Origin of the sequence: Loigolactobacillus iwatensis (assembly GCF_003950295.1) — a bacterium.
Lineage (GTDB): Bacteria > Bacillota > Bacilli > Lactobacillales > Lactobacillaceae > Loigolactobacillus > Loigolactobacillus iwatensis.
In genome coordinates this window covers 39,443-51,559 of sequence record NZ_RHNP01000019.1, presented here as the reverse complement: position 1 = coordinate 51,559, position 12,117 = coordinate 39,443, and the positions used below count along the sequence as shown (strand labels likewise).

Annotated in this window: 15 protein-coding genes; 13 read left to right on the top strand and 2 right to left on the bottom strand. The window is 40.5% G+C overall.

What is annotated here, in order from left to right; all coding sequences use genetic code 11:
• Positions 1-43 precede the first annotated feature (43 nt).
• Positions 44-886, bottom strand: coding sequence for an NADP-dependent oxidoreductase (locus tag EKM98_RS06525; protein WP_164512665.1), 843 nt, complete (start codon positions 884-886; stop codon positions 44-46).
• 219 nt (positions 887-1,105) lie between these two features.
• Between EKM98_RS06525 and EKM98_RS06520 the strand changes: the two genes are divergently transcribed.
• From EKM98_RS06520 to EKM98_RS06485, 8 genes are all read left to right on the top strand, one after another.
• Positions 1,106-1,636, top strand: a complete 531-nt coding sequence (locus EKM98_RS06520) for a YqeG family HAD IIIA-type phosphatase (protein ID WP_125981410.1) — start codon at positions 1,106-1,108, stop codon at positions 1,634-1,636.
• Positions 1,629-2,750: a ribosome biogenesis GTPase YqeH gene (gene yqeH / locus EKM98_RS06515; protein WP_125981409.1), complete on the top strand. Its 1,122-nt coding sequence runs from the start codon at positions 1,629-1,631 to the stop codon at positions 2,748-2,750. Before EKM98_RS06520 ends, yqeH begins: the two co-directional genes overlap by 8 nt.
• Before the next feature lie 11 nt (positions 2,751-2,761).
• The gene (yhbY, locus tag EKM98_RS06510) at positions 2,762-3,076 is read left to right on the top strand and encodes a ribosome assembly RNA-binding protein YhbY (RefSeq protein ID WP_125981407.1); all 315 of its coding nucleotides are present in this window, start codon (positions 2,762-2,764) and stop codon (positions 3,074-3,076) included.
• A 15-nt stretch (positions 3,077-3,091) separates the two neighbouring features.
• Complete coding sequence (locus EKM98_RS06505) at positions 3,092-3,733, top strand: nicotinate-nucleotide adenylyltransferase (protein WP_125981405.1); 642 nt, start codon at positions 3,092-3,094, stop codon at positions 3,731-3,733.
• The gene (gene yqeK, locus EKM98_RS06500) at positions 3,726-4,319 is read left to right on the top strand and encodes a bis(5'-nucleosyl)-tetraphosphatase (symmetrical) YqeK (protein ID WP_125981404.1); all 594 of its coding nucleotides are present in this window, start codon (positions 3,726-3,728) and stop codon (positions 4,317-4,319) included. Before EKM98_RS06505 ends, yqeK begins: the two co-directional genes overlap by 8 nt.
• A gap of 75 nt (positions 4,320-4,394) precedes the next feature.
• Positions 4,395-4,736 carry a ribosome silencing factor gene (gene rsfS, locus EKM98_RS06495; RefSeq protein ID WP_068226197.1) on the top strand — a complete coding sequence of 114 codons (342 nt, stop codon included), beginning with the start codon at positions 4,395-4,397 and terminating at the stop codon, positions 4,734-4,736.
• Positions 4,733-5,473 (top strand): class I SAM-dependent DNA methyltransferase, encoded by a 741-nt coding sequence (locus tag EKM98_RS06490; RefSeq protein ID WP_125981424.1) that lies wholly within the window; start codon positions 4,733-4,735, stop codon positions 5,471-5,473. The genes rsfS and EKM98_RS06490 overlap by 4 nt, the downstream gene beginning before the upstream one ends.
• A 1-nt stretch (position 5,474) precedes the next feature.
• On the top strand, positions 5,475-6,632 hold the full coding sequence (locus EKM98_RS06485; RefSeq protein WP_125981402.1) for a nucleotidyltransferase: 1,158 nt from the start codon (positions 5,475-5,477) through the stop codon (positions 6,630-6,632).
• Positions 6,633-6,719: 87 nt separating this feature from the next.
• Here the strand turns inward: EKM98_RS06485 and EKM98_RS06480 are convergent, their stop codons facing one another.
• Positions 6,720-6,938, bottom strand: a complete 219-nt coding sequence (locus EKM98_RS06480) for a hypothetical protein (RefSeq protein ID WP_068223677.1) — start codon at positions 6,936-6,938, stop codon at positions 6,720-6,722.
• A gap of 283 nt (positions 6,939-7,221) precedes the next feature.
• On the opposite strand from EKM98_RS06480, the gene EKM98_RS06475 reads away from it, so the two are divergent.
• From EKM98_RS06475 to EKM98_RS06455, 5 genes are all read left to right on the top strand, one after another.
• Positions 7,222-7,773 carry a YceD family protein gene (locus EKM98_RS06475; RefSeq protein ID WP_125981400.1) on the top strand — a complete coding sequence of 184 codons (552 nt, stop codon included), beginning with the start codon at positions 7,222-7,224 and terminating at the stop codon, positions 7,771-7,773.
• Between the two features lie 43 nt (positions 7,774-7,816).
• Positions 7,817-8,002, top strand: a complete 186-nt coding sequence (gene rpmF, locus EKM98_RS06470; protein ID WP_075168969.1) for a 50S ribosomal protein L32 — start codon at positions 7,817-7,819, stop codon at positions 8,000-8,002.
• 134 nt (positions 8,003-8,136) lie between these two features.
• Positions 8,137-9,561, top strand: a complete 1,425-nt coding sequence (gndA, locus tag EKM98_RS06465) for an NADP-dependent phosphogluconate dehydrogenase (protein WP_125981399.1) — start codon at positions 8,137-8,139, stop codon at positions 9,559-9,561.
• A gap of 292 nt (positions 9,562-9,853) precedes the next feature.
• Positions 9,854-10,540, top strand: coding sequence for a response regulator transcription factor (locus EKM98_RS06460; protein WP_068223686.1), 687 nt, complete (start codon positions 9,854-9,856; stop codon positions 10,538-10,540).
• On the top strand, positions 10,537-12,081 hold the full coding sequence (locus EKM98_RS06455) for a HAMP domain-containing sensor histidine kinase (RefSeq protein ID WP_125981397.1): 1,545 nt from the start codon (positions 10,537-10,539) through the stop codon (positions 12,079-12,081). Before EKM98_RS06460 ends, EKM98_RS06455 begins: the two co-directional genes overlap by 4 nt.
• Positions 12,082-12,117: the final 36 nt, after the last annotated feature.

The window sequence follows — 12,117 nt, the reverse complement described above, 5'->3', positions numbered from 1 at the left end:
ACTTTAACAGAATATAAAAGTGGTGAATCATAATTCCGTCGAATTATGATTCACCACTAATGTTAGTCAGTTTTTGTTGCATTATCCTAGTCAGGTAAGTAAGTGCTGGTCGATCCCGATACTCTTTTTTTGGTTGAAAGGCAGTCATTGTAATTTTGGAGTGGGACTTTTCTAAAGCCTCCGTAATTGAGTTTAAGGATAGATATTGTCCCCCAGTTTTAACGTGTGTAATACCGTTTTCTTGATTAATACTGCCGTTGATTGCGTTGATAACGATATCGAATTTAACGTTGGTGGTCGCAAGTTTCTCGCTAGGAATAAACTGATTGGCCCCTAATTGGTTCAATAAATTAGCGTGTTTTGCGGCTGCAACTGCCGTGACCGATAAACCGGCGATTTTAGCCAATTGAAGTAATAAACTACCGACACCACCAGCCGCACCTTCAATTGCCAGTGATTGGTCTGGCTGAATTGATAGTGCATTGAATAAAATATTATAGGCAGTTATACCAACTGAGGGTAACCCAATGGCTTGTTCAATCGGAAAATCAGGGGGCAAGCGGCCAATCTTATTATGTGAAACGGGCACCTGGCTGGCGTAACCACCAATGTTGGGGTGTGCAATTACAAGTTCACCAGGCAGGTAGTCGGTGACCGCACTACCAATGGAATTAATCGTGCCAACAACGTCAGTACCGGGAACGATGGGAAAAGGTAAGGGCCGCTCAGCTTGTTGCTCACCACGACGTAGGGCGGCATCATATGGATTTAGACCAAAGCCAATGACGTCAATTAAAACTCGAATCGGGGACAGTACTGGTGGGGCCTGAACTATTTTTTTGAAAACTGATGGCGGTCCGAATTGATTAAAACCGAAGCTTTGCATAGTAACCATCCTTTCTATATTGCTATAAGCGTATCATAGCAAAGCTTCTTGAAAATAAGAAGAATAACGATTCAACAACAAAGTTAGAGGGAAGAGTGCATTTTAGTCCGAATTCGCTTATAATGAAAGACTGGTAATACAGATTAATGGATCAAGTACCAGAAACATTTCTTCATTAATTTGTTGTTGGACATAGACAAAATTAGTTAAGGAGTCAACATGTTTTTAAACTACAAGCCAACTTGGAAGTTAAGTGCAGTGGTACAAATAACCCCTGCAGATTTAAAGCGGCACGGCATTAAGGCTGTGTTAGCTGATCTTGATAACACTTTGATTGCTTGGGATAATCCAACGGGAACAAAGGAGTTGCAAGCTTGGATTAAAACTATGGCAGAGGCCAAGATTCCAGTAGTTGTGGTCTCTAATAATAACGCTAAACGAATTCACCGCGCAGTCACATCACTTGGGTTACCTTACATTGCTCGGGCCATGAAACCATTTTCCTTTGGTATCCGGCGGGCTAAGGTTCAATTGGGCCTAGCTGATAGTGAAATTGTCATGGTGGGTGATCAATTGCTAACGGATATGTTGGCCGCTAATGCAGCGCATATTCGGACAATCTTAGTACATCCTTTAGAGGAAACTGACGCGTGGAATACAAGTATCACACGCTTTTTTGAAAAATTTTTTATGCGGCATTTAGATCGGGAATATCCAGAATTAACGTGGAGGAATAGCCTAAATGACTGAGAGTAATGAAGAAGCACTTTATTGTATTGGGTGTGGTGCCCAGATTCAAACAACGAAACCAAATGAAGCAGGTTACACACCACAGGCCGCTTTAGAAAAGGCCAAGGAAACGGGTGAATTATACTGCCAGCGTTGTTTTCGATTACGGCACTATAACGAAATTTCTGATGTGCGCTTAACGGACGATGACTTTTTGGCCTTATTAACTCAAATTGGCGAGGCCGATGCGTTGATCGTTAACGTGGTGGATATTTTTGATTTTTCTGGTAGCTTAATTCCTGGCCTTCACCGTTTTGTGGGTGATAATCCGGTTTTGCTAGTTGGAAACAAGGTTGATGTTTTACCGGGTTCAGTTAAGCGGACTAAAGTAAAAAATTGGTTACGAGAACAAGCACACGCAGTTGGGTTACGACCAATTGATGTTCTATTAACCAGTGCTAAAAATGGTTATGAATTAGATGATTTATTAGCCGCAATTGAAAAATACCGGAATGGGCGTGATGTTTACGTTGTCGGGGTGACTAATGTTGGTAAATCAACTTTGATTAATCAAATCATACGACAAACAACGGGAACGCAGGATTTAATTACAACTTCACGCTTTCCTGGAACAACGTTGGATAAAATCGAGATTCCGCTGGATGATGGGCATAACTTAATTGATACACCGGGAATTATTCATCGTGAGCAGATGGCCTATTATTTAGGGGCCAAAGATTTAAAATTAGTGACGCCGCAAAAATCAATTAAGCCTAAAACATATCAATTAAATGGTGGGCAAACCGTTTTTTTGGCTGGGTTAGCACGTTTTGATTACGAAGAAGGACCAAAGCGTAGTTTTACATTTTATTTAGACAATAATCTATTGGTTCACCGAACTAAATTACAAAACGCAACGGACTTTTACACCCGCCAAGTGGGTAAATTATTACAACCACCACGGGCCAAAGAAGTCGCAGCCTTTCCTGAATTGGAACGTATCCAGTTCACACCGAAAGAAAAAAGTGATCTTGTTTTTGCCGGACTGGGTTGGGTAACAGTACCAGCCGGAGCAGTTATAGCAGGCTGGGCACCTAAAGGGGTAGCGGTTAGTTTGCGGAAAGCATTAATTTAAAGGAGATTAAAATGACGTTAACAGGTAAACAAAAGCGTTTTTTACGAGCGCGCGCCAATCGATTACGGCCAGTTTTTCAAGTTGGTAAAAATGGCTTGACAGCGACGTTTATTCGCCAAATCGACGAAAGCTTAGAGCGAAATGAGCTAATTAAAATTAATTTATTACAAAACACGACGGTATCGGCCAAAGAGGTTGCGACTGTCTTAACTGAGGCTTTGCCTAAGCTAGTTGTCGCACAAATTATTGGGCATGTGTTAGTATTATATCGTCCAGCAGAAAAAGAAAAGTATCAACGAATTTCTGCTCAAGTAGCAGCTTTATAAAGAGGTGTAGCAGTTGTGGCTAATGAAACATTAACCCAACCTGTAATAACAGTTGAAACTAAAAAAAAGATTTTAGATAATGGACGACATAAACAGGTTGGCATTATGGGCGGTACTTTTAACCCGCCTCATATCGGTCATTTGATTATGGCGCAAACAGTAGGAACACAATTAGGGTTAGAGAAGATTTATTTTATGCCTGATGCTAATCCACCCCATGAACACCCGAAAAATGCCATCTCGGCTGATCATCGGGTTGCAATGGTCAAACGTGCCATTACGGGTAATCCTTTGTTTGATCTTGAATTGGCAGAAGTTAAACGTGGTGGAATTAGTTATACGTATGATACGATGTCCAATCTAAAACAACAGCATCCAGATACGGATTATTACTTTATTATTGGGGCTGATATGGTCAATGACTTGCCACATTGGCACCGAATCGATGAGTTATTAGAACTGGTTCAATTTGTTGGCGTTAAACGACCTGATTTTCAAGTTCATAGTCAATATCCAGTGCTTTGGGTGGACGCGCCATCTTTAGATGTTAGTTCATCAATGATTCGAAAACGCTTAGCTTGTGGGCTGTCAATTCGGTACTTAGTGCCGGATGAGGTTTTAGATTACATTGAACGAGAGGGGCTTTACCGTGACTAATGTCAGTTATCCTCAGAAATTAGTACCACTTGATCGGAAAACTTTATTAGAGCGCATTAAGGCACAGCTAACTAAGGGCCGCTTTCAGCACGTTTTACGGGTTGAGCAAACGGCACTTGATTTGGCTGAACGTTATGGTGGTGATCGGCAACGGGCTGGTTTAGCGGGCTTAGTTCATGATTACGCCAAGCAACGTCCTGATGCAGAATATAAGGCCTTGATTCGGACGGAAGGCTTTGATCCAGAACTATTGGCTTATAATAATGGTATTTGGCACGGCGTTGTTGGGGCCTTTATTATTGAGCGTGAATTAGGTATTCACGATGAACAAATTTTAAATGCTGTTCGGCGGCATACAATTGGTTCGGACAATATGACAGTGCTGGATAAAATTATTTTTGTAGCAGATTTTATTGAACCAGGTCGTGATTTTCCGGGAATAGCGGAAGCACGGCAGGCCGCCGCAACTTCATTAGATGCAGGTGTGGCGTTTGAAATTAAACAGACGCTTAATTATTTATTGAGTACAAATAAGAAAATATATCCAAAAACAATTGCAACTTATAATGCTTACGTTGCAAAATAGAAATTTATTGGCAAATTGATGTTATCACGTGTTATGAAATTAGAGGGGGATTGATTGTTAGTGGATAGTCGAGAAATGTTAGAAATTGCAGTACGTGCCGCCGACGGTAAACGTGCTGAGGATATCGTTGCCTTAGATGTTCGAGAAGTTAGCCTATTAGCTGATTATTTTGTAATCATGCAAGGCAACTCAAAACGACAAATGGACGCCATTTTAGATGAAATTGAAGAAAAAGAAGAATTGGCGGATGTTAAAGTTGTTCGGGTGGAAGGCAAAAACTCAGGTAAATGGGTTTTAGTTGATTTAGGGGATATTGTTATTAATATTTTCAGCCCAGAAGAACGGGCCTACTATAACCTTGAAAAACTTTGGTCCAACGCTGAGACAGTTGACGTAGCCGATTGGATCGACGCATGATTTACCAAACTTTTGCCACACTATATGATGAGATGATGGATACCACCTTATATGATAGGTGGCTTTCTTTTGTTCAAAAATACGCCCCAAAAAAGGCCCATAAATTATTGGAATTAGCGTGTGGAACGGGTATTCTGGCCGTTAAATTAGCCAAACAAGGGTATCAGGTTACCGGACTTGATTTGTCAGAGGAGATGTTGACCCTTGCGGCAAATCACGCGATGGAAAATCAGGTAACATTACCACTTATTCAAGGTAACATGTTGGATTTAAGTGATATCGGCCAGTATGAAATTGTGACTTGTTTGGATGATTCATTATGCTATATGCCAGATGAAGCAAGCATTGAGCAAGTTTTTCAGCAAGTTGCCGCTTGCTTGAAGCCAGGTGGTCAGTTCTTATTTGATATGCACTCATTACACCAAATTGATGACCTTTTTCCTGGGTACATGTATAACTATAAATCCGTTGATCAGGCCTTTATGTGGACCAGTTACGTTGGTGAGCACCCACATTCCATTGAGCATGATTTAACCTTCTTTGTTTGGGATGATGAGCGCCAGGCCTATCAAGAAATTAGTGAGTTGCATAAGGAACGAACCTACCCGATTGAAGTCATTCGCCAGGCCCTCCTTGCAGCGGGCTTTTCCAATGTAATAGTTCGAGCAGAATTTGGTGATGAAGCCGTCACTGCTGATAGTATCCGTTGGTTTTTTGTTGCACAAAAGGGTGATTAAAATGCTACAAGCAACAGGAATGATTGTTGAATATAATCCATTTCACAACGGTCATTTGTACCATTTACAGCAAGCACGAAAACGAACCCAGGCGGACGTGCTGGTTGCAGTGATGAGTGGTAATTATCTTCAACGTGGGGAACCGGCAGTGATTGATAAATGGCAGCGCACTAAGGCCGCATTAGCTAATGGTGTTGATTTAGTTGTGGAACTACCTTTAGCAACTGCTGTTGAACCTGCTGATCGTTTTGCGCAAGGGGCACTCGCAATTTTGAGCCTGTTAGGGTGCTCGGCGTTAGCATTTGGTACTGAAAATGAACAGATTGACTACCAAGCAATTGGTCAAAAATTGGCGGCGTTACCTGCTAGACACACTTATTTTCGTGACTACAAACAGACCTACGCTACGCAATTAAATCAGTACTATCGCGACACACTGAATTTAAATATTGATACACCCAATCAATTATTGGCACTCAGTTATGCGACTAGTAATGCAAAGTTGCCTAGGCCGTTAAAATTAATTCCGATTGCACGAAGTGGTTCTCAGTACTTAGACCAAGAACTAAATGGTAGTGCAATTGCTAGTGCAACGGCCATTCGCCATTTGATTACTGCGGTTGATTTTTCCCACGCAGACTTGGAAAAAGTTGTACCTAACGAAACCTATCAATCTATAGTGACGCAACCAGTTATGAATTGGACGGCCTTTTTTCCCTATTTGAAATATAAAGTAGAGTCAAGTTCTTTATTTGAGTTAGGTCAAATTTACCAAATGACCGAAGGCTTGGAATATCGGTTTAAGAAAGTTGTTCATCAAACAACTAATTTTTCAGAGTTATTGCGAGCCTTAAAGTCCAAACGATACACTTACACACGTTTGCAGCGCGTTTGCTTATATATCCTGTTGAATATTAAACAGACGGAAATCATGACGACGTTAGAGCGGCCCTACATCCGTTTGTTGGGCTTTAATGAAAAGGGCCAGGCTTACCTTCACCAAATCAAACAGGATCTAAAAGTACCATTAATTAGTCGGGTTGATCAGGAAGTAGGGGGCGAGAATGGCTTATTAGCGTTAGAGGTTAAGGCGGATTGGCTATACGAGCAACAAACTGGCCGTGCACAAGATTTTGGTCGAAGTCCACTTCGAGTTTGAAATTTTCTACTTGGCCAAGGCGATTTAATTTAGCGTAATAAAAAAGGATTGCGGTAAAAAGATCTCACCGCAATTCCATTTTTGTTATTATTGTTCAACCACATGGGCGGCCTTAACCTCGTCACTTGCTAAGGTTAGGGTTCCCGCTTCATAAAGAATATCATATTTGACGGCCCGACCAATATTCAAAAAGTCGCGGGGACTAGATGTAATGACCGTGTCATCAGTGGTAATTCGAACAGAAGTAACTTCGTTTAACGTCATTGTTTTTCCGTTCGTTAACTCTAAGGTTAAAACGTTATCCATTAAAAGAACCTCCTAAATAATATAAATTACGCTGCCAAATAGTGGCTTTGTTTATTAGTATACCCTAATCTTGTACCCTTATAGTTGTTGGGTCAATTGTTTTATTGCAAAAAGTAAGCAGTATGATCGACCGTTTGGTGTTTTTGGCAATTTGTAAAGAAAATTAAATGGAATTTGGGCATAAATACTGTTAAATCGGTGCTCAGCTGCGTAAAGCAAAATACATTGACAAAGCTATTTTGCACAGTTATAATTATTGTCGTTGCGTTAGGAGGTACGTTCGATGAAATGGTCGTTACTTGAACTTGAGAAGTACCGTGAAACACCACTAAATATTAAGGAAACACTTGATTTAAAGCAGTCATTACAGGATCGTAATGCTGATTTACTTGATGTTAGTCCTGTACTTGTTGCTGGGATAGTTGCGTTAGATGGTGACAAGATTATCACTTCTTTGAAGGTCAAGGTAACCTTAACGTTACCTTCCACACGCTCTTTAAAACCAGTAACGTTGCCACTTGATTTCGCGATTAGCGAACTCTATGCGTCCGCTACACAAGCCGCAAATGAAGAGCAGTCAGATTCTGTGATTCCGTTAGAAGATGGCTCCTTGAACCTCGATAAGGCAGTCGAAGATAATATTTTGTTGCAGATTCCACTAAAGGTTTTAACTACTAGTGAGCAACAAGCCGATATCGATATCCCAAAGGGGAACGGTTGGGAAGTTATCTCTGAGGATACTTACAACCAGCGGCAGGCAGCAAAGAAGAAACAAGTTGATCCGCGTTTTGCGCAGTTAAAAGGCTTATTTGGTTCGAATCAACCAGAAGACTAAGCTCAAAACGATTAAGATAATTTATTTTAAGGAGGTGGATTTAATGGCAGTACCAAAAAGAAAAACGTCAAAGGCGCGTAAACGTCTACGTCGCGGACACATTAAATTAGTTACGCCTAACTTGAGCCCATGCCCAAACTGTGGTGAATTAAGAATGTCACATCATGTTTGCCCAACTTGCGGCTTTTATGATGGCAAACAAGTAGTCAACACAGGTTATACTAAATAACTAGAACCTGTTTAAAAGCTTTAGCGGCCATGGCGCTAAAGCTTTTTTTGTGTTGCAAACTCACTTTTACTTTTATTTAGTGACTGTTTTTGATAGGATAAGAGTGTTAACTATTGAAGGAGGCTCAATGATTTATGGAAAATAAAAAACCCCAAATTGGCGTTGTCGGTATGGCCGTCATGGGGAAGAACTTAGCACTGAACATTGAGAGTCGCGGTTATACGGTTGCCATTTTCAACCGAACAGGCTCAAAAACAGAGGCTGTTGCCAAGGAACATGCGGATAAGAATTTGGTACCTAGTTATACGATTGAAGATTTTGTTGCATCACTGGAAAAACCACGTCGAATTATGATGATGGTTAAAGCCGGTGCAGCAACAGATGCTGTCATTCAAGAAATTTTACCTTTATTGGATAAGGGTGATGTTTTAATTGATGGTGGTAATACCTTCTTCAAAGACACAATGCGCCGTAACGCAGAATTAGACAAGTCCGGTATTAATTTTATTGGGACTGGTGTTTCTGGTGGCGAATTAGGTGCCCTACAGGGGCCTTCGATGATGCCTGGTGGTCAAAAAGAAGCTTATGACTTAGTTGCCCCAATCTTTGAAAAGATTGCTGCTAAGGCTAAAGATGGCAAGCCTTGTGTAACTTATATTGGCAATAATGGTGCTGGCCACTACGTTAAGATGATTCATAATGGGATTGAATACGGTGATGAAGAACTAATTGCTGAAAGCTATAACCTATTAAAAAACGTGGTTGGTTTATCTGTTGATGAAATTGCAGCTATTTTCTCCGACTGGAATAAAGGCGAATTAGATAGTTACTTGATCGACATTACTGCGGATATTTTAACGCGCAAGGATGATCTTGGTTCTGGTGAGCCAATCGTTGATAAAATTTTAGACCGGACAGCGAATAAGGGAACTGGTAAATGGAGTTCAAGTAACGCCTTAGAACTTGAAATTCCGCAATCACTAATTACTGAGTCCGTTTATGCACGTTATATTTCAATGATGAAAACTGAACGGGTTGCTGCAAGTAAAGTTTTACCAAAACCAGAAGGTAACGTTTCTTTTGACAAGGACAGCGTTGTTGAAATGATTCGTAGAGCTCTATACTTCAGCAAAATCATGAGTTATGCCCAGGGCTTTGAACAAATGCGGATTGCTTCTAAACACTATGACTGGAATCTTCAGTATGGTGAAATTGCAAGTATTTGGCGTGAAGGTTGTATTATTCGGGCACGCTTCTTGCAGAATATTACGGATGCTTACGACAAAGAACCTGAACTACAGAATTTACTTTTAGATGATTACTTCAAGGATATTGCCAAGCGGTACCAAGAAGCAGTTCGTGATTTAGTTGGCATTGCTGTTAAAGCAGGTGTGCCAATTCCTGGCTTCACTTCTGCAATTACTTACTACGATTCTTACCGTGCAGAACGATTACCAGCAAATATTATTCAGGCCCAACGCGATTTCTTTGGTGCCCATACTTATGAGCGGACAGATCGTGACGGTAGTTTCCATTATTCATGGTACAAAGAACAATAATTAGTTAATTTATGAATTAATTGATGATATAAAACATGAGTCTCGTGGGTATCGTTTTAGTCAACTACCTAATTAGAGCAACTTTTGTTTTATATCATTTTTTTATCATTTTATGGTAATGGTCTGTGAGTTAGTTTAGAGGGAATTGGTGGCTTTTTTACACTATTCATGGTAGAATACTACCTTGTATGAGTTATTTAAATATTAAAGTTTGAATTTAGTAAATAAAAAATACAATTATGACGTAACACTGTGAAAATGTTAATAGTCTTTCAAGGAGTTGTGCGGTTGAATGAGTAAAATTCTAATTATTGAAGATGAAAAAAATCTGGCCCGTTTTGTTGAGCTTGAATTGAAACATGAAGGTTATGAAACGGCTGTTCATTATAATGGACGAACAGGTTTAGATGCTGCGCTAGCAACTGATTGGGACGCCATCTTATTAGATTTGATGTTACCTGAATTAAACGGTTTAGAAGTTTGTCGGCGTGTTCGGCAAGTTAAGAACACACCAATTATTATGATGACAGCACGGGACTCAGTTATCGATCGTGTTTCTGGTTTGGACCATGGTGCCGACGATTATATCGTTAAGCCATTTGCCATTGAAGAATTATTGGCACGTTTACGGGCTTTACTACGCCGAATTGATATTGAAGGCGAGCAAAATAATGCTAAGCAAACAACTGTTTCGTATCGAGACCTAACAATTGAGAAAGAAAACCGGGTTGTTAAGCGCGGGAACGAAACAATTGATTTAACGAAGCGCGAATATGAGTTATTGCTAACGTTAATGGAAAATATCAACGTTGTCCTAGGCCGTGATGTCTTGCTTAACAAGGTTTGGGGTTATGAAAGTGAAGTTGAGACGAATGTAGTTGATGTTTATATTCGTTATTTGCGAAATAAAATTGATCGAGACGGTGAGGAAAGCTATATTCAAACCGTTCGTGGTACAGGGTACGTGATGCGCTCGTGAAATCCATCACTGCTGATAAACAACAAAAGCGGGCTCGGCGTTTTTCATTAAAATGGAAGTGGGCGCTGGGTGCCGCTTTTGGTATATTCATTGTTTTTGCATTCTTTTCAATTTTAATTTTTAATCGTTTTACCGCTATCATGCTAGGTCAAGAACAGACTAACCTGCGTGATACCATGACATTGGTGGTTGAACGCCTAAATAATCAATCGGATACCTTAACACACGCAACAGTTTTACCATATCTTCGTCCTGATTTGGCAACGCCAGCGGATGAGGTTCCTAAGAGTGATCAAAACGCGAAGAAAAATATCTATACTGATTCGATTATTGTTAAATTGGCCCGTGAGGATGTGACCGTCAGCGTTTATAATCCTAATGGTAAGTCAATTTTTGCTTCACGGAACATTCCAACAAAATTTAAGAAGACGGCCAATATTGATATTGAGCGAACAAAAATTCATGGCGTAAATGGCTTTATTGGTCGGCGGCCAATTCGTTCTCGAACTACTGGACGGATTATCGGTTACGCGCAGGTGACGACACAACTTGGAACCTTACGCAAGGATCAGAATCAACTGTTGAAGGCCTTTTTTGGTATTGGGTTACTTGCTTTCTTGATTAGTGGATTAGTGGGGTACCTTTTGGCTAGTTATTTCATGCGACCGATTAAGTCAATGACCGATACAATTGATATTATCAAGAATGATCCACAATCAGCAGAACGAATTCCTCAGGTTAAACGAAATGATGAATTGGCCGATTTAGCCAACTTATTTAACGATATGCTGGATCGAATGCAGCGGTATATTGAACAACAAGAAGAGTTTGTTGAAGATGTTTCGCATGAATTACGCACCCCGGTCGCAATTATTGAGGGCCACTTACAAATGTTGAATCGTTGGGGAAAGGATGATCCGGAAGTTTTGGCGGAGTCAATTAGTGCCTCCGTCCAGGAAATCACCCGGATGAAAAGTCTAGTTCAAGAGATGTTAGATCTAACTCGGGCTGAACAAGTTGAGGTTCATTATCCCCACGCAAAGACTGACGTTAAGGACGTTACGCAGCAGGTCTTCAATAATTTCAAACTCATCCATCCTGATTTTACCTTTACCTTGGATGACGATCTGGATCAACCGACGATCGTTAAGATTTATCGGGACCATTTTGAGCAAATTATGATTATTTTGATGGACAATGCTGTCAAGTATTCTGAAAAACGGCAAGAAGTTCATTTGTCAATTGCGCGTACGGGTAATCAAGTTGAAATTGCTGTGCAAGACTTTGGTGAGGGAATTGCCGAAGCAGATCTTGCACGAGTCTTTAATCGTTTCTACCGGGTTGATAAAGCGCGGAGTCGTGATAAAGGCGGCAATGGTTTAGGTTTGTCAATTGCCCAACGCTTAGTTGATAGTTATCATGGCAAAATTTCAGCAGAGAGTGTACTGGGTAGTGGCACGATTCTTCGAATGAGCTTTCCTATTTTAAATACGTTGCCCAAGGGTGAGTCACCAATAGCGACAACTGATGATTCGAAGTAAAGCGTTGCTAAATGATAGTTTAATAACTAAAAAACG

Excerpts from the sequence above, each read along its gene's own strand:
- EKM98_RS06525 (WP_164512665.1), bottom strand. The coding sequence starts at position 886 with ATGCAAAGCTTCGGTTTTAATCAATTCGGACCGCCATCAGTTTTCAAA.
- EKM98_RS06520 (WP_125981410.1), top strand. The coding sequence starts at position 1,106 with ATGTTTTTAAACTACAAGCCAACTTGGAAGTTAAGTGCAGTGGTACAA.
- yqeH (WP_125981409.1), top strand. The coding sequence starts at position 1,629 with ATGACTGAGAGTAATGAAGAAGCACTTTATTGTATTGGGTGTGGTGCC.
- yhbY (WP_125981407.1), top strand. The coding sequence starts at position 2,762 with ATGACGTTAACAGGTAAACAAAAGCGTTTTTTACGAGCGCGCGCCAAT.
- rsfS (WP_068226197.1), top strand. The coding sequence starts at position 4,395 with ATGTTAGAAATTGCAGTACGTGCCGCCGACGGTAAACGTGCTGAGGAT.
- EKM98_RS06490 (WP_125981424.1), top strand. The coding sequence starts at position 4,733 with ATGATTTACCAAACTTTTGCCACACTATATGATGAGATGATGGATACC.
- EKM98_RS06485 (WP_125981402.1), top strand. The coding sequence starts at position 5,475 with ATGCTACAAGCAACAGGAATGATTGTTGAATATAATCCATTTCACAAC.
- EKM98_RS06480 (WP_068223677.1), bottom strand. The coding sequence starts at position 6,938 with ATGGATAACGTTTTAACCTTAGAGTTAACGAACGGAAAAACAATGACG.
- EKM98_RS06475 (WP_125981400.1), top strand. The coding sequence starts at position 7,222 with ATGAAATGGTCGTTACTTGAACTTGAGAAGTACCGTGAAACACCACTA.
- rpmF (WP_075168969.1), top strand. The coding sequence starts at position 7,817 with ATGGCAGTACCAAAAAGAAAAACGTCAAAGGCGCGTAAACGTCTACGT.
- gndA (WP_125981399.1), top strand. The coding sequence starts at position 8,137 with ATGGAAAATAAAAAACCCCAAATTGGCGTTGTCGGTATGGCCGTCATG.
- EKM98_RS06460 (WP_068223686.1), top strand. The coding sequence starts at position 9,854 with ATGAGTAAAATTCTAATTATTGAAGATGAAAAAAATCTGGCCCGTTTT.